This window comes from Actinacidiphila oryziradicis (assembly GCF_005047355.1).
Taxonomy (GTDB): domain Bacteria; phylum Actinomycetota; class Actinomycetes; order Streptomycetales; family Streptomycetaceae; genus Actinacidiphila; species Actinacidiphila oryziradicis.
Genome location: NZ_SUMC01000006.1, coordinates 219,874 through 241,146 on the forward strand (window position 1 = coordinate 219,874; position 21,273 = coordinate 241,146).

A 21,273-nucleotide genomic window follows, 5' to 3' on the forward strand; every position below is an offset into this window, starting at 1 on the left:
GATGGCCCCGGACCCTGTGGTGCCGATACGCGTGCGCCTTGAGGAACGGAGCATCGCTTCGTTCACTTCCAGTGACAGCACTTGTTGGGGCGTTTCCGCAGCAGTTGGCGACCAACGGGCTCGCGAACGTTCACGGGCGATGACGGCGCTGGGGCGTCATGTCTGCTCCCAGGAAAGACTGATGCCTATCACCTCTGCCGCCACCGTCACCCGACTCCCGCAGGTGCGGCGGGGCGGGTGCGGTCGTGGTCGGAGAGGGCGCGGCGGGTTCGTTCGACGACCTCGGCTCGGCGGCCCCGGGAGGAGGCGACGGCCAGGTCGATCACCAGGCGGACGCGGGCGGCCTCGGCGGCCGAGTAGGCGACGCCTGAGGACTTCTGGCGGTTGCTGACCATCATCATGGTCTGGCCGGTGCCCTCCTGGTGCTCGTGCGAGAGCCACTTGTCGTACGCCCACTCGCGGCGCTTGCCCGCACCGTCGAACAGCACCCGCCGGTCGGTGACCGCCATCTCCCCACGCTCGGTCTGCTCGGTGAAGATCACCCCTTGGCGGGTCCGGGCCTCCACCAGGGACACCGACGCGACCAGCAGCACCCGCTCCCCGGCGCGATGGCGGCCCCACCGGAAGTCGGTGACATTCGTTTCCTCGCCCCGGAGGTTCTCGGCCAGCGCGTGCAGGGCGGCCAGTTCGTCGCGTCGTCGCTGCCACTCGGACAGCCGGCGGGCGTGATCCTGTTGAGCCTGGCGTAGACGGTTTTGACGGAGCTGCTCCTCGCGGGCTTGACGTTGGGCCGCTACGCGCGCGGCGCGCTCCACGGCCTGGAGGCGGGCCCACAGGGACCACGAGGGACGCGCGGTTGACCCGGGCGGTGGCCGGCGCGCCCACCACCGAGCCCTGGTGCAGGGCCGGCACGAAGTCCGGGTCCTCGGGCAGGTCCTCGGGCAGGGACACCTCCGTCGAGCCCGCGGCTGGCGAACACGGTGGTCAACCCGGACAGGCGCAGGACGTCGGAGGAGGCGTCGCGGACGGTGCGGTCACGCCTGCGTGCGTCTCGACCGGGCTTGTCCCCGCTGTGTGCGTCACGACTGTGGGGTCCTGCGGCTCTCGGCCTGACCGCCCAGCCCCACGTTCGTCCGCAGCCAGGCGGTGAGCGCCTCGGTGAGCCCGGCGTCGGACGCGGCAGGCTCCTCGCCCTTGCGGACGGATCGGATCCGTTCGACGACATGCCGGTGGTAGTCGCGGACCACGGAGGCCGCGACGGCCGGATCGCGGCCGGCGATGGCGTCCACGATCCTCAACCGCTCGGGATGCAGGGCGCCCGCCACCTGCCCCCAGCTCCCGCCCTCGCCACGGGACAGCTTGACCGCGAGCCCGATCTGGACCTCCGCGGTGAACCGGCACAGCGCGGCAAGGAGCGGGTTGTGGGAGATCGCGGAGAGGACGACGAAGAAGTGACGTAGCGCGGCGGAGGACTGCTCCACGTTCTCGGTCGAGGCGGTTTCCTCGGCCGCGGCCCGCAGGTCCGCGATCTCCTCGTCGGAGGCGTGCTCGGCGGCCAGCTCGGCGGCGTACGCGTTGAGGGCGCCCAGCAGGCCAAGGACCTCGCGGGCGCCGACCTTCTCGAACTGCACGACGGAGGCGATGGACATGGCGAGCAGGGTGTCTCCCTGTGCGGTGACCGTCGCTCTGCTGCCGTTGCGGGTACTGACCAGGCCCATCGCGGTCAGCACCCGGATCGCCTCGCGGATGGTGGGGCCGCTGACGTCGTAGGAGGTGGCCAGTTCCCGTTCGGCCGGCAGTCGGGAGCCGTCCGGCAAGTCCCCGCTGAGGATCTGCTCGCGCAGGTCCTCGGCGATCTGGTCGGCCACCCGGCCGCGGTACAGCTTCCCGGTGTGAGGCACAGACATGTCACTCCCCAATGTCGTCCGGACCGTTACGGACCACGGGACCACAAGACCACGGGACCACGGTGGTCCACCAAGAAAGTTAGCCTACCTAGTAGGTTAACTCAACCCACTTCGCGGACACCGGGTGATCCCTTGAGGTTCTCTGAAAACCTCGCGACCTACCTTGACAACAAACCTACTAAGAAGGTTTCGTAGATGACGACCGGAGGCCATCCAGAAGGGCTGACGCTGCGGGAACCGCGCGGATGCCGCCTCGGCCGGTCGCAGACAGTCATCACTCCCGTTCGCGCCAAGGTCCCATCGGACTCGAAGGCCGCGCCCGGGCAACCACCGGACAACGGAGGACAGCGATGAAGATCACGCCTTACGACGAGAACGCGTTCCGCATGGACCATCCCAGGGGAACGGTGTCGTTCAACTACCTGCTCATGGGCGACAGGAGCAAGCCGTTCGAGAACTACCGCTACATCCTGGGCCGCAACGAGGCCGACTTCCTGATGCCCCGGCACTGCCACACCTTCGAGCAGATCCGTCTGCCGCTGGTGGGCGACATGAATCTGGGCGAGCAGGGCATCCTGCACGAGGGTGAGGTCGGCTACTTCCCCGAGGGCCAGACTTACGGGCCGCAGGACGACCCGATCGGCGACCCCAAGCAGCTGCAGCTCGTGCTGCAGTTCGCCGGCGCCTCCGGGCTCGGCATGGGAGCCGGCCGCGGTCGCGGCCCCGACAACAAGGAGGCACAGGCCGAGCGGCGCGCGCGCCGGGAGGTCAAGTTCCCGCGGCCGCGCTACAACGGCGTAGTCATCAGCAACCCGGCACACTTCAACTATCTGCCCGTGCCCGGGTACCCCGGAGTGGAGCGCAAGCACATCGGCACGTACACCGAGCGGCAGTTCTGGATCGAGTTCATCAAGATCCAAGCCGGTGCCGAATGGATCTCCACCAGTGAGGACGCGCGCCGGCTGACCGTGGTCCTTTCGGGGGCCGGCACAGTCGAGGACACCGAGATCAGCAGGCTCGGCGCGGTGGAGGCCGACCCCGGGGAGAAGGCGCGCTTCGTCGCGACCGACGAGCTGGTGCTGTACACCGTCGGCCTGCCCCCGATCGAGCTGCCGGCCGTGCCCTCCGACCAGTTCGACATCGTCACCACCGACGGCGGGATCAGGTTCGACAACCCCAAGGACGCCGACACCGCCTGAACACGGCCGCAGACCGGCGCGGACTCACCCCGGCTCGCAGGCAGCCGGCCCTCCGGCAGGCGGCGGCTCGGGACGGCGCGGCCCTCCCGAGCTCCCGTCGGCCGATTCACCCGCACCCACCCTCACCGAAAGCACCCAACTCCCCGTGAAAATCGCCTCTCGGCGGACCCCCTTCGGCGACCGACTCTGCTTCCCCGAAGTCGTTCCGCACCACCTCATCGACATCCAGGCCGCCTTCGTACGCCGCCTTGAGACCGGCGGTGTCCACCGGGACGACGCCCTGGCCCGGGCCCGGCTCGCCGTCCCCGGCGACCTGCCCGTGCTCCTGCAGGCGGACCCGGAGCTCACCGCCGTCCGCCGGGTCTGGGACTGGGCCGTCGATCACGCCGACACCGGCGAACTGGACGAGGACTGCCTCTGGTCCGACGAGCCCGGACGGCTCGGCCCGCCGATCGGGCGGCCGCAGACCATCTGGTGCATGCTGGCCAACTACCCCCGCGAGCGGCCCGGAGCCGAACCGACCGCCACAGGGAGGCAGCGGCCGCGAGGTCCCCAAGGCTGCCTGAAGGCCGTCAGTTCCCTGGCGGGCCCGTACGACGAGCTCCGCCATCCGGCCATCAGCAAGAAGGTCGACCCGGAGATGGAGCTGGCCGTCGTCATCGGCCCCCGCTCGCGCCTCCTCACCCCCGACACCGCCCTGCAGGCGGTGGCCGGTTATGTGGGGTTCTGCGACACCGGCTCGCGGGACGTCTCCGAGCTGGACAACAACCGCATGGACCGCGGCAAAGGCTTCGACACCTACGGGATCACCGGCCCCTGGTTCGTCACCGCCGACGAGATCCCCGACCCGCACCGGCTGCGCATCCGCTCCTGGGTCAACGGCGAGCCGCGTCAGGACGGCAACACCGCCGAGATGTTCCATTCCATTCCCGAGCAACTGGCCTGGCTCACCGCCGCGCTCACCCTCGCGCCCGGCGACGTGCTCTCGACCGGAACCCCGCTCGGCCACGGCAACGTGCAGCCGGGCGACGTGATCCGCGGCGAGATCGAGGCGCTCGGAGTCATCGAGAACAAAGTCGTCCTCGACAACTGAGCAACCGGAGGTCAGCCATGTCCCGACCGCACCTGCAGATCATCGTCGGCAGTACCCGCCCCGGCCGGCGCGGCCACGCCGTCGCCACCTGGATCCACGACCTGGCGGTCCAGCACGCCGGCTTCGAGGTACGGCTCGTCGACCTCGCCGAAGTCGCCCTGCCGCTGCTGGACGAACCGCGCCCCCCGCAGCGCGGCCAGTACGACCACGAGCACACCCGGCGCTGGAGCGCGATCGCGAGCGCCGCCGAGGCATACGTGTTCGTGGTCCCCGAGTACAACCACAGCTACAACGCGGCCACCAAGAACGCCCTGGACTACCTGGCCAAGGAATGGACCGGAAAGCCGGTCGCCTTCGTCGGCTACGGCGGGGTCGCCGCGGGCGCCAGAGCCGTACAGGCTCTGCTGCCCGTGGTGTGCGCGCTCGGCATGCTGCCCGTGACACGCTCCGTGAACATCCCGTTCATCCGACAGACGGTGAACCGCGACGGGGTGTTCGAGCCCGCCCCCGGGCTCGACGAGAACGCGACGGGCGTGATCGACGAACTGCTCCGGCTGACCACCGCACTCTCCGCGGCCCGGCTCGCCGCCCCTGCCGGGTGAGCGCGGCCCCGGTCGCGGTGCCCGCCGAAGGCGCGTCGGACGGGCGGCGAGGCCCGCGGATCGCCATCAGCCAGAAGGTGGCCGTCGGCGTCGTCTATGTGGCCGGGCTCTTCCTGAGCACGCTGGACACGACCATCGTCAATGTCGCACTCCCGACGATCGGTCGCGCCTTCTCCGTCCCGTCCACGGCCGTCGACGCCGTGTCGGTCTCCTACCTGGTGAGCCTGGCCGTCTTCGTGCCGGCCTCCGGCTGGCTCGGCGACCGCTTCGGCGGCAAGCGCACGCTGCTGACCGCCGTCGCGGTCTTCACGGCCGCCTCGGCCCTGTGCGGGACGGCATCCAGCCTCGGCGAGCTCGTCGCGTTCCGCGTCCTGCAGGGCGTGGGCGGCGGGATGCTCGCCTCGGTCGGCATGGCGATGCTGCTGCGCGCTTTCCCCCCTGCGGAACGGGTGCGGGCCTCGGCCGTGCTCAGCATCGCCAACGGCCTGGCCCCCACCCTCGGCCCGGTGCTCGGCGGCCTGCTGGTCACTGAGGTCTCCTGGCGGGCGATCTTCTACGTCAATGTGCCGATCGGCCTCTTCGCGACCGTCTTCGGGGTGCTGTGCCTTCGCAACGAGCCCGCACGGCCCACGGAGCGCTTCGACCTTGCCGGGTTCCTGCTCGCGGCGTCCGGATTCGGCCTGGTGATGTACGGCGTCTCGGAGGGACCCCAGCAGGGTTGGACCACGGCCCCGGTGGCCGTCGGCCTGGCCTGCGGAGTCGTCCTGGTCGCCGCGATGGTCGTCGTCGAACTCCGCAAGGAGTCCCCGATGATCAACGTACGACTGCTGACCAACCGTCTGTTCGCCTCCGGGAGCACGGTCATGACGGTGCACTCGGTGGCCTTCCTCGGCACCCTGTTCACCATCACGCTCTACTTCCAGGACGAGCGGGGCATGACCCCGCTGGCCTCCGGACTGAGCACCTTCCCCGAGGCCATGGGCGTGGTCATCGGCTCGCAGCTCGCCAGCCGGCTGCTCTACCGCAGACTCCGCCCGCGCCGGCACCTCATGCTCGGCACGGCGGGGACGAGTGCGGCCATCGCCCTGATGAGCCTGTGGCACCAGGACACCGACCTGTGGCTGGTCCGGCTGCTGCTCTTCTGCCTGGGGCTCGCCGTCGGCCAGGTGTTCGTGGGCACCCAGTCCGCGTCCTTCGCCATGGTCACCTCGGCCTCCTCCGGCCGCGCCTCAACCCTGTTCAACGTCGGCCGCAGGCTCGGCGGCGCCCTCGGAGTCGCGGTGGCGACGACCGTCCTCGTGACGGCCACGGGCGGCAGGGCCACGGCCGGCGGCGCCCCGGACATGTCCGGCTACCGGGCCGCCTTCCTCACCGCCGCCGCACTCAACCTGCTGGGCCTCTACGCGGCCACGCGGGTGAGCGACGCCGACGCGGCGAGCACCATCCCCCCTCGACGTGCAAGCACGAAGAGGGCCACCCGATCCCGGCAGAAGGGAGATTCCCTGCCTCCACCCCCTCCCTCACCCGACCAACCAACCCAGCACTGAGAAAACAGAGGAGCGACACAAATGAGTGGACTGACCCTGGCCCAGGCGTCCGAGATCGTGGACGCCGCGCTGAGCCACGCGCGCGAACTGGGACTGCGACCCCTGACGATCACCGTGCTCGACCCGGGCGGCCACCCGCAGGTCGTCAAGCGGGAGGACGGCGCCGGCATCCTGCGCCCCCAGATCGCCCACGCGAAGGCATGGGGCTGCCTCGGCACCGGCTCGGGCGGCGCCGCCGGGGCGCGGCACGCCACCCGCGACCCCGCTTTCTTCGCCGCCCTGGCGGCGATCTCCGAGGGCCGCGTCGCCTCCTCCCGGGGCGGCGTGCTCGTCCGGGACCAGGACGGCGAACTGCTCGGCTCGGTGGGCGTCAGCGGTGAGCGCCCCGAGAACGACGAGACGGTCGCCGTCTTCGGAGTGGAGAAGGCCGGCCTGGTCGCCGACGTGGGCTGACCGCAGCCCTATGGCCGGGACCGGCGCTCGGGACGGTCCCGGCCACCACTACCGGAAGCGGATGCGGCTCAACCGCAGGAGCCGCATTCCCCGGCGGGGCGCACCACGCGCCCCCCACGGCAGAACTCCCCGCCCGGACAGCCGATGGGAAACAGAGGTGCACCATGGCAAAGACGCCTGACGGCCTCACGGAAATACCCGAACCTCCGCCAACACCACAGCCGCCCGGGGAACCGGGAACACCCGACACGCTCGCACTGACCCCCAGGCGACGCACACAGGCCCTGGCCGTCTGCATCGCCGCCGCTTTCCTGACCCTGCTCGACGTGAGCATCGTGACCGTGGCGCTGCCCTCGATGCAGCAGCACCTGCACCTGACGTCCGCCGACTCGACCTGGTCGATCGCCGGATACACGCTGACCTTCGGCCTGATCCTGGTCCCCAGCGGCCGGCTCGGGGACGAGTTCGGCCGCAGGAAGCTCTTCCTCATAGGGATGGTCCTGTTCATCATCACGGGCGTCCTGTGCGGGGTCGCACCCGACGCCACCTGGCTGGTCGCGGCCAGGCTCGCCAGGGGCATCTCGGCCGGCCTGATCGCCCCCCAGGTCGTCGGACTGATGCACCAGATGTACCCGCCGCGCGAACGCGGCCGGGTATTCGGCTACTACGGCGCCACGGTGGCCCTGTCCACGACCATCGGCCCGCTGCTCGGCGGCGTCATCCTCCATTCCTTCGGCACGGCCGACGGCTGGCGCTGGATCTTCTACCTGTTCATACCGCTGGACGTGCTCGCCCTCTTCCTCGGCGTGCGCATCCTGCCCGCGGGGCGGCGCAGCGAGCGGCGCAGCAGCCTCGACCTGGCCGGCACCCTCCTGCTCGGACTCGCCGTCACGGCGATCATGCTGCCCCTGCTGCAGAGCGGCGGCTGGGCAAACCGCTCGTGGTGGCTGCTGTTGGCCGGCATCGCACTGCTGGTCGTCTTCGTCCTCCGCGAGCGCAGTCTCCCGGGCCGCGGCAGGCAGCCGCTGGTCGATCTGAGCCTGTTCCGCGTGCGCGACTACTGGGTCGCCCTGCTGGTCGCCGCGGCCCTGTACGGCGGGTTCACGGGCATCTTCATCGTCCTCTCCCAATTCCTCCAGACGGGACTGCACTACACGGCGATGCAGGCATCCCAGTGCACCGTGGTCTTCACCATCGGTTCGGTGGTCTGCGGGATCATCAGCGGCCGTGTCGTGCACCGCGTCGGCCACCGGCTGGTGATCGGCGGCACCGCCGCCACCGCCGTCGGGCTCGCCGCCACGGCGCTGGTGGTGGGCACGTCCTCCGGCGCCAACATGGGACTGGTCCTGGCCGTGCCGCTGCTGGTGGCCGGTTGCGGCACCGGCTGTGTCATCGCCGCCAACCAGACGCTCGCCCTGCACCGAGTACCCCGCAGGGAGGGCAGCACCGCGGCCGGGGTGTACCAGACCGGCATGAAGATCGGCACTACGCTCGGGGTTGCCCTGTGCAGCTCCCTGTACTTCAGCGAACTCGTCGCCTCGCACCACGACTTCGCCGCCGCGGCACAGATCGGCCTCGCCGGTGCGGCCGCACTGGCCGCCGTCGCCTTCCTCATCGCGCTGCCGGGCTTCACCCTCCGCGTGCGAGACACCACCGCGCCCGTCGTCGCAGTGGAGGAGGTGGAGCCGGCCAGGTGAGGCACGAAGGGGCGCCCACCGCGACCGGTCGGCGCCCCAGCCCGGTCGGGCGTGCCGCCCGCACTTACCTCGATGTGGGTACAGCGCCAGGCCGGATGCTGACACGCGCAACCACGTCATGGCGCACTTCGCTCGACGAAGCGGACGCGGCACCGGACCGGGCCAGCATGACGTGAAGGTACCCGCCGGCAGCACATGGCGCCGCTGAATATCGCCCGTTTCACGGGCCGCAGGCCCGGTTTGTCGTTCCGTCATGCTGTTTTCTTGACCTCAAGCCCGGTTGAGGTCCTACGGTCCGTACATGAGCATGGAAAGCACGGCCTGGACCCAGCTGCACAGCGTCATGAACGCCACGCAGGACCGCCGCCCCCTGGCCCGCGACACACTGCGCCGTGTCGGAGCATTCGCGCGGCCGCACCGCCGCCGCATCACCCAGTTCGTGCTGCTCAGCGTGGCGACCGCGCTGCTCGCCGTCGCGACGCCGATCCTCGCCGGGCAGGTCGTCGATGCCATCGTCTCCGGCAACCATTCAGGCCGGGTCACCACCCTGGCCGTGCTCATCGCCCTGATCGCCTTCGCCGAGGCCGGACTCGGACTGCTGAACCGCTGGCTGTCCGCGAACCTCGGCGAGGGCCTCATCCTCGACCTGCGCACCGCTGTCTTCGATCACGTCCAGCGCATGCCCGTCGCCTTCTTCACCCGCACACGCACGGGGGCTCTCGTCAGCCGGCTCAACAACGACGTGATCGGCGCCCAGCGGGCCTTCAGCAACACCCTGTCCGGAGTCGTCGGCAATATCGTCACCCTGCTGCTGACCCTCGCGGTCATGCTCACCCTGTCCTGGCAGATCACCCTGCTCGCCCTCGTCCTGCTGCCCGTCTTCGTGGTGCCGGCGCGGCGGATAGGCACCCGCATGGCCGGCCTCCAACGGGAGGCCGCCACCTACAACGCCGCTATGGGTACGCAGATGACCGAGCGGTTCTCCGCCCCCGGCGCCACCCTGGTGAAGCTCTTCGGCCGGCCCGCCGACGAGTCGGCCGACTTCGCCGACCGTGCCCGCCGCGTACGGGACATCGGCGTGCGTACCGCCATGGCGCAGTCGGGGTTCATCACGGCTCTCACCCTGGTCGCCGCCCTCGCCCTGGCACTCGTCTACGGACTCGGCGGCCACTACGCGCTCAACGGCACCCTCGAAGCTGGCTCGGTCGTCGCGCTCGCCCTGCTCCTCACCCGCCTCTACGCCCCTTTGACGGCTCTGGCGGGCGCCCGAGTCGAGGTCATGAGCGCCCTCGTCAGCTTCGAGCGGGTCTTCGAAGTCCTCGACCTGGAACCTCTCATCGCCGACAAGCCGGACGCCCGCGAGGTCCCGGAAGGGCCCGTCGTCGTCGAGTTCGACAACGTCCGCTTCGCCTACCCGTCCGCCGAGAAGGTGTCGCTCGCCTCGCTCGAGGAGGTCGCGAGCCTCGACACCCGCCTGGGCGATGAAGTCCTGCGCGGAATCTCCTTCCGCGCCGAGGCAGGCAGTACGGTGGCGCTCGTGGGCTCGTCAGGAGCCGGCAAGTCGACCATCGCCCAGCTCCTGCCCCGCCTGTACGACGTGGACGAGGGCGCCGTACGCGTCGGCGGCATCGACGTACGCGACCTGTCGGCCGTCTCCATCCGTGCCACGGTCGGCATGGTCACCCAGGACGGCCACCTCTTCCACGACACGATCCGCGCCAACCTATCGCTCGCCAGGCCTGAGGCCGACGAGAGCGAACTGTGGGACGTACTGCGCCGCGCACGCCTCGAGGCCCTGGTGGCCGAGCTTCCCGACGGCCTCGATACTGTCGTGGGGGAGCGCGGATACCGGCTGTCGGGCGGTGAGCGGCAGCGTATGACCATTGCCCGGCTGCTCCTGGCCGGGCAGCGTGTCGTCATTCTCGATGAGGCCACCGCCCATCTGGACAACACCTCCGAGGCCGAGGTCCAGGAGGCCCTCACCGAAGCCCTGGAGGGCCGGACCGCCGTGGTCATCGCCCACCGCCTCTCCACGGTGCGCGCCGCCGACCTGATCCTCGTCGTCGAGGACGGACGGATCGTGGAACGCGGTACGCACGCCGAACTTCTCGCGACGGACGGCAGATACACGGAGCTGTACCGCACCCAGTTCCGGGCGGAGGACGGCGTGGAGCCGGTCGAGATCGCCTGAGCCCGCCCTGCTCGGCCTCGTCCGGCGCACCGATCCGGCCGTGGCCCCTACCGTCCCAGGTCCTTGCGCCGTTCCTCGACGCACCTGCGCCACAGTCCGTACGCGCGCTGGACCTCCGCCAGGGTCTCCCGCGCGAACACCTCATCTCGGAAGGAGGCATAGGCGAGGTTTTCGACCGCGCCCACGAGGTGGGCGCTGACCCGCTCAATGCGTTCAGCGTGGATGGCGGCACGCTGTGCCGCGGTCCGGTCCTGGACAGCCAGCATATCCGTGAAGCTTCCGTGCCTCGCTGCTCGCTGTCGTACAGCCACGGAACGCGCGGCAGGTCGTCGCGGGTGAGGGAACGTGCTGCCTCGTGCTTCTCCTTGAGGACCGCTTCGCGAACGGCCCTTCTCACACCGCCAGCGCGCCGGTGCCCTGCGGTAACTTGTCCAGTGTGACTGCACAGGCCATCGAAGAGGTCCGCCTGACCGCGTTCAAGAGTTTCCGCGGCGAGGTGCTCAGGCTTGCCCCGCTGACCGTGCTGATCGGTCGCAACAGCAGCGGCAAATCCAATGCGCTGGACGGGCTGGAAGTGCTGTCCCGGCTGTCTCGGGGCGAGGACATCACCGAGGCTTTGGAAAGCCGGCGCAGCGCCGCAGGACCGGTGCGCGGCGGGTTGGCGGGGTGCGTTCCGCACGGAGCCGGCAGCTTCGCTCTCGGCTGCACGGTGAGCACGGAGTACGGTCCGATCCATCTCGATGTGACCATCCAGGTCGAACCGGAAGTGCAGATCGTCGAGGAACGGCTCGAAGGCCCGACCAGCAGTGGGCACAAGCCCCTGCTGGTTAGCAGCGAGCCGAGCCCTGATCTTGGCGACATCCACGCTGCCTGGCACAACGGCAAGCGCGGACGAAATCCGAGCGGGCCGTTCCGCAGTTCTCGACTGCTCACTTCGCAGCTTCCGCTGCGCATCATTGGCGAAACCGATGGGGAGCGGGACACCATCTGGGGTGCGGAAACCATGCTCTCCGCCCTCTCCGCCGTCTTCCATCTCGATCCGGTGCCGCATCTGATGCGCCAATACGTGCCGTCCCGGGACGTGCACATCCGGCGGACGGCGGAGAACCTCTCCGGGGCCATCGGCCGCATCGAAAAGAGCGACACGCCGTTGTTCCGGCGGCTTGTGGAGTTGCTTCGCGGCCTTGCCGACCATCAGATCGAAACGCTAGCGGTGACCCGCTCCGAACTCGGTGACGTCATGCTGGCGCTGAACGAGGGGGAGTACGGGCTGACGCCGGCCCGCGAGATGAGTGACGGGATGCTGCGTTTTCTCGCCATCGCCACGTCGCTCCTCACTGGCGGGAGCGGGCTCGATCTGGGACTTTCCAGTTCGGGCCAGCAGTCCGAGAACTCTCTCATGCTGGTGATTGAAGAACTGGAGAACGGGCTGCATCCCTCCCAAGCGTCTGAAGTGCTGCAACTCGTCCGGCAGGCCAGCGAGGAGAACCGCACTCAGGTGCTGATCACCACCCACAGCCCGGCGTTGCTCTCCGCCCTGGACAGCCGGGACCACGAAGGGGTCGTGGTGTGCTCGAGGGACCGCGAGTCGGGCACGAGCCGTCTCACCAGGCTTACCGAACTGGATGGCTATCCGGCGGCCATGGCTGCCGGACCGTTGGGCGACGTGGTCACCCAGGGACGACTGCAGGGACAAGAGCACCGTGATCGTGACTATACGGAGTTCGACCGACTGCTCGGGATCGGGTGAAGTGTGGCGCGCAGGGTGGAATTCGTCGACACGTCGATCCTCTGCAATCTCCTGGAGATTCCGGGCAAGTGCCAGAACCGGGACAAGGTGATCGCAGAGCTGCAACGCAAGCGCGAGGCCCGCGACTGTGACTTGCTGCTGCCGGTGACCGCCGTCATCGAGACCGGCAACCACATCGCCCAGATATCGGACGGTCGGCACCGACGGACGTGCGCCGATCGGTTCGCCGGGGTCCTGCGCACGGTGGTGGAGGGCAAGGCACCGTGGGCGCTCAACGAGGTGGAGTGGAACGCGGCCCACCTCAACACCTTGATCGACGGCGGCAGCACGGGCAGCACCCTCGTGGAGCATGCGTGCAACCGCCTCGCCTGCGGCGACCCGAACATCCTCATCGAGCGCGACCGGTATCTGGCCCGTACGTCCGGAGTGACGGCGACAGTATGGACGCTGGACGAGCGCTTGCCGCGTATGCCTGATCGGCCGATTCAGTGGTGCGCCGCGAGGAGTGTGCGCAGTGAGCACACCTCCAGCAGGTACTTGGCGCTGAACGACTGTGCCACCGCGCCCGGTACCGAGCCCGGGTCGTTGCCGACGGTGTCGATTTCGACCCCCGTACGGCAAGCCCAGCATCCGCAGGGCGGCGGCGTGCTGCGCTAGAAGGCGTAGGTGTCGGAGGTGTCCGCGCGGCGCTTCTCCGGGCGCTGGAGGGTACGGCTGCGACGCGCACCGGCAGGCCGTCGGCCGTTCGATAGGTGCGTACGCCCCAGGTGCCGCCGGGCAGCGGGGAGTCCTCGCCCTCGACGGATTCCGGGGCGCCCAGTTCGAAGGCCCGACGGGTTCCGTAGTTCAGCGCCGCGTATTCTTCGGTGAGTTCGGGCGCGCCGGCCTGAGCGGCGAGGTCGAATTCGTCGCTGACGAAGGGCCGCCGGCCGCCGAGTGCGGTCACCGCTGCGGCCTTGACCGCGCCTGTTAGCGGGTAAGGGTCCGGGGGCGCGGCGGGACTGCGCTGCAGCCCGGCATCGACCTCCTCCAACGGGCCGAGGACTTCCCGTCGGCGGCACCGATCCTGGTGATCACGGACGGCGAGTGCGACGTCCTGCGGATGCCGCTGTCGTGCCGTCGGCGGCGTGCGGCTAGCGGCTCGCCGAAGGCGGGCGAGGCGCCTGTCGGCTCCCCTGCGGCACCGACCCGCCTTCGGACGGCCCGCGCAGGACCGAGGCGCCGAGAGGGGTGAGGGTGTGCAGCATGCACGTGGCGTGGCGGTTGCTGCTGATCAGGCCCGCCTTGCGCAACACCCCGGTGTGGTGGCTGGCGCAGGACGCGGACACCCCCGCGGCACGGGCAAGTTCACCGGTCGTGGCGCCGGCCGCCGTGGCGCTCAGGATGGCGGCACACGTGTGGCCGAGCAGCGCGCCCAGCGGTTCTGTGCCGTACACGCCGTCCCCGGCGCTCGGCCGCTTGTGGCGCAGGGGATACACCAGGACCGGCGGTAGCTCCGGATCGGCGAGCGCGACCGGGGTCCGCCAGCAGAAGTACGAGGGGATCAGCAGCAGGCCGCGCCCGTCGAGACGGAGGTCGCGTTCGACCGGGTACGTCACGTGCAGGACGGGCGGGTCCCAGCGCATCAGCGGGCTGAACCCGGCGAGCATGTGCTCCGCGCCGCCGCTGATCAACGACCTTCCCCGGTAGGACCGTTCGGCGTCGAGATGGGCGGCCACCTGCTCGCCGTACGGCGCGACCGCGGCGTGGTAGTAGGACCGGATCATCCCGGCCAGCTCCCTGCGGCGATCCATGTCGCCCAGCCCCGCCGCCCAGGCCGGTGCCCCGACGACCCTGTCCAGAATGCCCACTTCGTGCATCACCCGGTGCCCTGGGGTGGCCACGATGGCTTCGAGCCCCGCTTCGAGCCCCTCCGCGGCGGCGGCCGGGTTGAGGAAGTCCGGGAAGTACGCGGCCCTGGGGAACAGCGGCAGCAGCACGGTCCGCACAACCTGCCAGAGCCCTTGCTCCCGCAGCCGTTCACCGGTTTCGCGGTGCCAGTCGGTGTAGGCCCACTGGCCGCGCCGGATCTGGAAGCGGTGCAAGCTCAGGGCGGTCTCCCAGAGCGGATCCGGCTCCGCCGCCAACCTGATCCGGGCCAGGTCCGCATCAGTGAAATGAATTCGGAGCATGCCATTCCCCCCGTGGGACCTCGGCATTGAAGGTCTGCTGACACATCATGGCCGGGCCCGAGCTCCCATGGCAACGTGTCATGCGGTCAACCGCCCTTGCCTTGCATTGGTTGGGGCGCTTTTCCGCCAATTCACTGATCCCAAGGGGGACATCATCGTGAAGAGATCACTGACCGCGCTGGCAGGAGCCTTCCTGCTGCTCGGTTCGCTGGCCGGCACAGCCTCCGCCAGCTCACCCGTACCCGCGAACAAGAACAGTTCCGCATCCGCCTCGTCGTATCTGTCCGCCGCGGTCGTCAAGCCGGCCGCCGTGCCGTCCGGTTGCTCGGCAACGTATTTCTGCTTCTGGAACGGTACGGGCTACTCCGACGGGCCTGGGAAGCTGTCCGGTACGAATTCCAACTGGACTGCTTTCTCGCACAGTTCCTGCCCCAGCGGGACGTGGAACGACTGTGCCTCGTCCGACTACAACGACGGTGTGAACGACAACGCCCTGGTGTGGACCGACGCGGGCTACTCGGGATCCGTGGGCATCGTCTACCGCGGAACGGGCGGGGACTTCAACTCCACCTTCAACAACCTGGTCTCGGCCAACTCCTGGCAAGCGCCCTGACCGCATCCGGGTTCCTCACCGGCCCGTGATGACCCCCTGGGACCGGGGGCGGCCGCTCCGGCGGCCCCGGCCCCAGGGGCGTCCCGTTCGACGGAGTACCAGCCCATGTCCCTTGCCTTCCGCCCACGGCCACGTACCTCCGCAAGCCGCGCCCTCCTCGCCTGCGCCGTCACCGGCGTGCTCGCCCTGGCCGGCTGCTCGAGCCGTGCCGCGTCCCAATCCACCTCCGCCTCCGGCATCACCCCGGCCGCACTCGACCTGCTGACCAGATCAGGTTCCTACACCAGTAATGAGAAGGCCCTTTCCCTCGCTGAGTCCGAACTCATCCATTCCTGCATGCAGGCCCTACGATTTCCCTACGTGGTCGACACCTCGGCGCCGCCGGACCTCGGTGTGGACCTCTCCCAACGAGGCGTCCAGGGATACGGGTTGTACGCCCAATACGCCTCCAGCGCGTCCCATGAATCAACGTCGAGCGCGGCCACGAAAGCGGCGAAAAAGACGAACGACCAATACATCCGGCGACTCCCCGAAAAGCAGGCGACAGCATTCATGCGCGCCTTGCGCGGCACCACCTCCGACCTGCGCGACATCCGGATGCCCGGCACCACCCTGACCCTCTCGATCAGAGGCTGCGAACCCGCCGCCCGCAAAAGGCTCTACGGCAGCATGGTGACCTACGCCCAACTGAGATCCGTTCCGCAGAACCTCAGCGCTACCCTTGACACCCGCGTCCAGCACGACCCCGGCTTCTCGGCTCTGATGCGAAAATGGAGCACCTGCATGACCGCCGCCGGCTACCACTACGCCCTCCCGGCCGACGCGCAGGACCAACTCAAAGCCGCCTACCGCAAACAGGGCGCCACGGCCGCCCTACGACGGCGGGAGATCGCCGTCGCGACAGCCGACGGCGAATGCGCCCTGCGCCTCCGCATCCCCACCCACGTCATCACGATCCGCAAGCGCCTGGCCGCGACCGCACTGACCGCCCAACAACAGCTCGCCATGAACCAGTTGGCCAACGAATGGCTGACCGCGGCGACAACCGCCAAGCACGAGCACGTGACGGCAGTCCAGTCCAGCGATGCTGGGGGACAGGGTCAGGGATGAGCCCGCCGCGGCGTCCCGATGAAGGTCCTGGGCGTGACCGGCGAGTAATCGGCCGTGCCGACTCCACCACGGCGACCGCCGCAGGCAGTCCGGCCGGCCGGTGCCCCGGCTGCGTCATGGGCGTCAGCGGAGCGTGCGGAAGAACGCCCGCACGTCGCCGACCAGCAGTTCCGGCACCTCCATCGCCGCGAAGTGCCCTCCCGTGTCGAACTCCGACCAGTGCACGATCGAATGAACCGGCTCGGCCAGCCGGCGGATCGCCCCGTCGCCTGCGAACACCGCCACGCCGGTGGGCACCCCGGAGTTCTCCGGCGGCGCGGCCCACGCCGACGCGGCTTCCTTGTAGAGCCGGCCGGCCGACCCGGCGGTGTTGGTGAACCAGTAGATCGACACATTCGTCAGGACGGCGTCGCGGTCGAGCACGTCCGGCTTGTCGCCGTGCGCCGCGAACCAGTCGAGGTTCCACGCCAGCTGGCCGGACGGGGAGTCGGCCAGGCCGTAGGCCAGGGTCTGCGGCCGGGTGCTCTGCACGGCTGCGTAGCCGGACAGCTCCCGGTGCCAGCGTTCGATCCCGGGAAGCCTGGCTTGCTCCGAGGCGGTCAGCCCCTCCAGTCGGCCCGGTCGCCGCCGTGCGCGCGCGGATCGGTGACTCCGATCGGCCGCGGCCGCGGGTGGGGCGCGGTTCCAGGGGTGCGATCACGGTCGAGTGGAAGCGGTCCACGGCTCCGTCGAAGCTGCGGATGAAGCCGGTTTCGGCGTTGTCGCGTGTGCTGCCCATGCTTTTCAAGAGGGACAGCCGGGCGCGGTGGCGACCCGCGGTTCGACGACGTTGCCGCAATCACCCACCTTCGCGGCCGCCGGATCCGGATCGCCTGCACGACCGCGGCGCGGCCGGCGGATGGCGGGCCGGTCTACCGGATGCGCCCCATTGAGTGGACGGAGCCGGGCGCGTTCATCAGGGAGTCGAGGAACGTCACGATGCGCTCGATGAACGCCCCTACTACCTGCAGTCCTTCGGCGTCGTGTTCAGGCGGCCGGCCGCGCTCTGGGTGTCCAGGGCGGCGAGGAGCCAGTCGTGGGCGGCACCGGCGGTCGGTTCCGACGGGCCGGACAGTTCGGCGGTGAGTTGCCAGTAGCGGTCGATACGGGGATCCGCAGCGAGCACACCGCTGAGCTGGTGGCGGAAGGCGGGAGTGTCGCGCGTGCCGCGTGAGCCGGCATAGGCGGAGACGAAGCAGTCGAGTGCCTCGCCCTCACGCGGTGGCCGCTGTGCCCGCAGTTCCGGCGATGCCAGTGCGTACGCCTCGCGGAGACCGTCGTAGAGCACGGCCGGGCGGCCCCCGTTGGGCCGGTGTGCCGCGGGCTGGCCGTGACCGGTGCCGGGGCAGGGGGCGGAGACGAGGGCATGCAGCCGGGCGAAGGCCAGCACCTGGGCCGGGGTCGGTCCTTCGGGGAGCTGCGGAACCGCCTGTTCGACGATCGCGGAGACCAGCCGGGCCGGGAGCCGCGGGGGCAGCCAGCGCCGCCAGAAGCGCGCCAGCGCGGCTGTGCTGGGCGGGGCGGACACGGCACCGATCAGACGCAGCCGCTCGGCTCGTTCCTCGGGGGCGCAGTCCTGGAGCAGCTGGAGGGCGGCCTCCCGCCAGCGCAGGGCGGCCAGCCGCGAGCCGATCTCCCGCAGCTGCCCCGCGATGACGTCCTCCAGCGCGTCCTCCTGGTCGAGGATCCGGCCTACTGCCGGGACCGGCAGGTCGAGGGTGCGCAGGGAGCGGATCATACGGAGCCGTTCGAGCGCCTCGGGACCGTACCGGCGGTGGCCGCCGACGCTGCGGGCGGTTTCGGGCAGCAGACCGCGGTCCGAGTAGAAGCGGACGGTCTTGACGGTGACGCCCGCGTGCTCGGCGAGCTCTCCGATGGTCCACATGCTTTCAGGGGGCACGGCTTGAACCTCCCTCAGGGGGAGTTCCTACAGTACCGGCGAGCGCGGACGGCCGGTGCGGACGGCCCCGCGGACCAAGGCATGCGGGGAGACGTTCATGACGGCATTCATCTTGGTGTCGGGCACCTACACCGGCGGCTGGATATGGCGGGAGGCAGCCACTCGGCTGCGGGAATCGGGGGCCGAGGTGTATCCGGTGACGCTCACCGGCATGGGTGACCGCCTCCATCTGGCTGGCCCTGACACGGACCTGGAGACGCATATCCAGGATCTGGTGCGGCAGATCGACCAGGTGGACGCGCCGGACGTGGTGATGGTCGGTCACTGCTACGGCATCTACCCGGTGCTCGGCGCCGCCGACCGGCGCCCGGAGCGGATCGCCCGGATTGTCTCCCTGGACACAGGCCTGCCACAGGACGGCGACTCGGCCCTCAAACTGATGCCCGACCAGGCGGTCCGCGACCGGCGGCCGCACCGGGCCGAGGAGGCCGAGCAGGCTGAGCCGGCCGAGGACGACTGGCGGTTCCCCCCGCCGCCGCTCGACGAGTGGCAGCGCTGGGGCAGCATCGCCGGCATCCCCGCAGACGCGCTGGCACAGCTGGCCCGAAGCGCCACGCCGCAGCCGCTGGGCACGCTCACCCGGCCGCTCCGGCTGTCGGGTGCGGTCTGCGAGCTGCCGACGACCGGCGTCCTGTGCACCGCCAACGGGTCGAGCATCGCCATGGTCGAGGCTCAGGCGGGATTGGGGGACCCCCGCCTCAAGGCGCTCACCGACCGCCGGGTGAGCTTCTTCGAACTCGACACCGGGCACTGGCCGATGCTCTCCTGCCCCGACGAGCTGGCCGGGGTACTGCTCCGAGCCGCCGCAGGAGAAGGGCACCGAGTGACCGGGGCGGTGAGCGAGCAGCCCGCACATCTTCGGCCTTTCCTCATGGATATACCAGAGCGGCGTCGCGAGCGGGTGGGACGGGTCGATCTCTATCTGCCTGATGACCTGCCTGACGCCGAACACCCCCGGCCGGCGGTGGTGTTCGTCCATGGCGGCCCGATTCCCCCCGACATGCGACCGACGCCGCGGGACTGGCGGACCTTTGTCGGCTACGGCCAGTACGTGGCGAGTCTGGGGGCGGTCGGTGTGACGCTGGATCACCGGCTCCACGATCTCGCCGACTACGGGCGTGCCGCCGAGGATGTCGCCGAAGCGGTCGAGTTCGTACGAGCTGATCCGCGCGTCGACGGGGAACGCGTCGCGCTGTGGTACTTCTCCAGTGGCGGGCTGTTGTCGGCAGAGTGGCTCACGGCGCCTCCGCCATGGTTGCGGTGTGTGGCGGCGACCTATCCCATCCTCGCGCCGCTGCCGAACTGGCGGCTCGCCGATTCCCGATTCCGCCCTGCGGCTGCGGTACGTGCCGCGGGGCGATTGCCGATCGTGTTGACCCGGGTGGGGCTGGAGAGCGCGGCGATCGCGGCGACGGTCGAGGAATTCCTGACCGCCGCCAAGGACTGCGAAGCCGATATCGAGGTGATCGACATACCGCTCGGCCACCACGGGTTCGAGACGGTCGACCACACCGACCAGGCGCGCCACGCCGTGGACCGCGCGGTGCGATCCGTGCTGGGGCACCTGCGGAGCTGAGGCATCCCCCGACGAGCCGGCCACGGTACTGCTCCGAGCCACCGTAGGAGAGGGGCACGGGTGGCCGCCGGAGTGCTGGGTTCGGTGCGGCCGGTCCATTCTGACCTGGGAGATCGGATGCCGGACCCGGCCGGGGCGCGTGCGGATCCCGGCCGGGGCGGGTGCCGGGGTCAGGACGCGGGTTCGAGGGTGCCGCCGCCCTGGAGGTCGTATGTCCTGCCGTCGAGCGCGGTGTTGGCCGGCAGGGACGAGTCGTAGGTGACCGTGTAGCCGTTTCCGGTGATGTTCGCGATGGTGGTGCCGGGTATGCCCGCGGTGTCGGAGAAAACGAGGTCAGCACCGAGTTCCCGGTGACGTTCCAGTTGCTGGTCTCGTCCAGGGTCAGGGAGGACTCGCCGAGGGTGCCGGACAGGCTGGAGCTGTCGGCCAGGGTCACCGCGGCGGTGCTGGTGCTGTCCGTGCGGACGTCGCCGCTGAGGGTCTCGCCGGAGGCGGTGAGGGCGGCGGTGCTGCCGTCGGCCGCGTTGAGCAGACAGCCGCTCGCGGTGAGGGTGGCGCCGCCTTGGACGGTGATGTCCGCGTTGGCGCCTTCGACGGAGAAATCGTCGCTGTCCGTCGCGTCGAGGGAGCCGCCGTTCACCGTGATCCTGGCGGTGCCGGGAACCTTGCCGCCGCTGCTCCACGCCTGGACGCCGCCGGAGTGACCCGAGGTGGTGTCGTTGTTGAGGGTGAGGGAGTTGTCGCCGTCGACGACGGCACCGTAGTCGGCGCCGGAGGTGATGACGGCATCGCTCGCGGTGACCTTGGCAGTGGAGTAGAGGCCGGCAGAGCCGGGGCCGGTGGCGGTGGCGGAGCCGCCGGTCATGGTCAGGGTGCCGTCGGCCCAGCCCGTCGCAGCGGCGGCTGACTGCTCCCCGGAGGTGGACAGCGTGACGTCGTGCACTGAGAGGGCGGCACCGTTGGCCACGTAGGCGGCGTGGGACAGCGCTCCGGAAGTGGTGATGCCGCAGCCGGTCATGGTGACGGCCGTGCCGTCGTTGGTGGATACGAGTCCGTTGGCGCCCCGGCCGTCGGTGGTGATATCGGTGGCGGTCAGGTTGGTTTTGGCGCCGTATTCGGTCAGTATCGCCGCGTTCTGGCCGTACAGGCCGCTGTTTACGTCGTCCGAGGTGTCGCCGCTCTTGGTGACCGAGGCGGTGTCCAGGTTGAAGGTGCCGCCGCTGATCAGGACGGTGTTGGCGTCGGGAGTGGTGGTGCTGTAGGCCGCATTGCTCCGGGAGACGGTGCCTTTGCCCTGGGAATAGCGGCCGCTGGAGGTTGCGGAGGTGCCGCACGAGCTGTCCGAGGGGGAACGGTCGCCGGAGG

Annotated in this window: 20 protein-coding genes and 1 pseudogene; 15 read left to right on the forward strand and 6 right to left on the reverse strand. The window is 70.0% G+C overall.

What is annotated here, in order from left to right; translation table 11 throughout:
• Positions 1-206: 206 nt before the first annotated feature.
• Positions 207-815, reverse strand: coding sequence for a hypothetical protein (locus FCI23_RS09230; protein ID WP_136722974.1), 609 nt, complete (start codon positions 813-815; stop codon positions 207-209).
• A gap of 264 nt (positions 816-1,079) precedes the next feature.
• Positions 1,080-1,907 (reverse strand): FadR/GntR family transcriptional regulator, encoded by an 828-nt coding sequence (locus FCI23_RS09235; protein WP_136722975.1) that lies wholly within the window; start codon positions 1,905-1,907, stop codon positions 1,080-1,082.
• A gap of 350 nt (positions 1,908-2,257) precedes the next feature.
• Between FCI23_RS09235 and FCI23_RS09240 the strand changes: the two genes are divergently transcribed.
• From FCI23_RS09240 to FCI23_RS09270, 7 genes are all read left to right on the forward strand, one after another.
• A complete protein-coding gene (locus tag FCI23_RS09240; RefSeq protein ID WP_136722976.1) occupies positions 2,258-3,106 on the forward strand; it encodes a hypothetical protein in 849 nt (282 codons plus the stop codon).
• 145 nt (positions 3,107-3,251) lie between these two features.
• A complete protein-coding gene (locus tag FCI23_RS09245) occupies positions 3,252-4,199 on the forward strand; it encodes a fumarylacetoacetate hydrolase family protein (RefSeq protein ID WP_136722977.1) in 948 nt (315 codons plus the stop codon).
• A gap of 17 nt (positions 4,200-4,216) precedes the next feature.
• A complete protein-coding gene (locus FCI23_RS09250; protein ID WP_136722978.1) occupies positions 4,217-4,801 on the forward strand; it encodes an NADPH-dependent FMN reductase in 585 nt (194 codons plus the stop codon).
• Positions 4,798-6,348 (forward strand): DHA2 family efflux MFS transporter permease subunit, encoded by a 1,551-nt coding sequence (locus tag FCI23_RS09255; protein ID WP_246143577.1) that lies wholly within the window; start codon positions 4,798-4,800, stop codon positions 6,346-6,348. The genes FCI23_RS09250 and FCI23_RS09255 overlap by 4 nt, the downstream gene beginning before the upstream one ends.
• Before the next feature lie 21 nt (positions 6,349-6,369).
• Positions 6,370-6,801: a GlcG/HbpS family heme-binding protein gene (locus tag FCI23_RS09260; RefSeq protein ID WP_136722979.1), complete on the forward strand. Its 432-nt coding sequence runs from the start codon at positions 6,370-6,372 to the stop codon at positions 6,799-6,801.
• Between the two features lie 164 nt (positions 6,802-6,965).
• Positions 6,966-8,498: an MFS transporter gene (locus tag FCI23_RS09265; protein ID WP_136722980.1), complete on the forward strand. Its 1,533-nt coding sequence runs from the start codon at positions 6,966-6,968 to the stop codon at positions 8,496-8,498.
• Between the two features lie 307 nt (positions 8,499-8,805).
• Positions 8,806-10,689, forward strand: coding sequence for an ABC transporter ATP-binding protein (locus tag FCI23_RS09270; protein ID WP_211265263.1), 1,884 nt, complete (start codon positions 8,806-8,808; stop codon positions 10,687-10,689).
• Between the two features lie 47 nt (positions 10,690-10,736).
• Here FCI23_RS09270 and FCI23_RS09275 read toward each other — a convergent pair whose 3' ends face one another.
• The gene (locus tag FCI23_RS09275) at positions 10,737-10,955 is read right to left on the reverse strand and encodes a hypothetical protein (RefSeq protein WP_136722982.1); all 219 of its coding nucleotides are present in this window, start codon (positions 10,953-10,955) and stop codon (positions 10,737-10,739) included.
• A gap of 170 nt (positions 10,956-11,125) precedes the next feature.
• Here FCI23_RS09275 and FCI23_RS09280 point away from each other — a divergent pair, with 170 nt between their 5' ends.
• The 3 genes and pseudogenes from FCI23_RS09280 to FCI23_RS63640 form a co-directional block, all read left to right on the forward strand.
• Positions 11,126-12,439, forward strand: coding sequence for an AAA family ATPase (locus FCI23_RS09280; RefSeq protein WP_136722983.1), 1,314 nt, complete (start codon positions 11,126-11,128; stop codon positions 12,437-12,439).
• Between the two features lie 3 nt (positions 12,440-12,442).
• Positions 12,443-13,096 carry a hypothetical protein gene (locus tag FCI23_RS09285; protein ID WP_246143579.1) on the forward strand — a complete coding sequence of 218 codons (654 nt, stop codon included), beginning with the start codon at positions 12,443-12,445 and terminating at the stop codon, positions 13,094-13,096.
• A gap of 316 nt (positions 13,097-13,412) precedes the next feature.
• Positions 13,413-13,673, forward strand: a pseudogene (locus FCI23_RS63640) (hypothetical protein); the annotation flags it as partial.
• Here the strand turns inward: FCI23_RS63640 and FCI23_RS09290 are convergent.
• Positions 13,573-14,610 (reverse strand): ArsR/SmtB family transcription factor, encoded by a 1,038-nt coding sequence (locus FCI23_RS09290; RefSeq protein ID WP_136722984.1) that lies wholly within the window; start codon positions 14,608-14,610, stop codon positions 13,573-13,575. The pseudogene FCI23_RS63640 and the gene FCI23_RS09290 overlap by 101 nt on opposite strands.
• Positions 14,611-14,767: 157 nt before the next feature.
• Here FCI23_RS09290 and FCI23_RS09295 point away from each other — a divergent pair, with 157 nt between their 5' ends.
• Together FCI23_RS09295 and FCI23_RS09300 are read left to right on the forward strand one after the other, a co-directional pair.
• Entirely contained in the window at positions 14,768-15,223 is a 456-nt protein-coding gene (locus FCI23_RS09295; protein ID WP_169316732.1) for a peptidase inhibitor family I36 protein, read from the forward strand.
• 105 nt (positions 15,224-15,328) lie between these two features.
• Positions 15,329-16,333, forward strand: coding sequence for a hypothetical protein (locus tag FCI23_RS09300; RefSeq protein ID WP_136722986.1), 1,005 nt, complete (start codon positions 15,329-15,331; stop codon positions 16,331-16,333).
• A 123-nt stretch (positions 16,334-16,456) separates the two neighbouring features.
• On the opposite strand, the gene FCI23_RS09305 is transcribed toward FCI23_RS09300, so the two are convergent.
• Together FCI23_RS09305 and FCI23_RS09315 are read right to left on the reverse strand one after the other, a co-directional pair.
• Positions 16,457-16,864 (reverse strand): hypothetical protein, encoded by a 408-nt coding sequence (locus tag FCI23_RS09305; RefSeq protein ID WP_211265256.1) that lies wholly within the window; start codon positions 16,862-16,864, stop codon positions 16,457-16,459.
• Between the two features lie 469 nt (positions 16,865-17,333).
• Positions 17,334-18,257, reverse strand: a complete 924-nt coding sequence (locus FCI23_RS09315) for a helix-turn-helix domain-containing protein (RefSeq protein ID WP_136723045.1) — start codon at positions 18,255-18,257, stop codon at positions 17,334-17,336.
• 112 nt (positions 18,258-18,369) lie between these two features.
• On the opposite strand from FCI23_RS09315, the gene FCI23_RS09320 reads away from it, so the two are divergent.
• The 3 genes from FCI23_RS09320 (at position 18,370) to FCI23_RS09330 (ending at position 21,170) form a co-directional block, all read left to right on the forward strand.
• Positions 18,370-19,908, forward strand: coding sequence for an alpha/beta hydrolase (locus FCI23_RS09320; RefSeq protein WP_136722987.1), 1,539 nt, complete (start codon positions 18,370-18,372; stop codon positions 19,906-19,908).
• Positions 19,909-20,258: 350 nt separating this feature from the next.
• Positions 20,259-20,612, forward strand: coding sequence for a hypothetical protein (locus FCI23_RS09325; protein WP_136722988.1), 354 nt, complete (start codon positions 20,259-20,261; stop codon positions 20,610-20,612).
• Between the two features lie 297 nt (positions 20,613-20,909).
• Entirely contained in the window at positions 20,910-21,170 is a 261-nt protein-coding gene (locus tag FCI23_RS09330; RefSeq protein ID WP_136722989.1) for a hypothetical protein, read from the forward strand.
• Positions 21,171-21,273 lie beyond the last annotated feature (103 nt).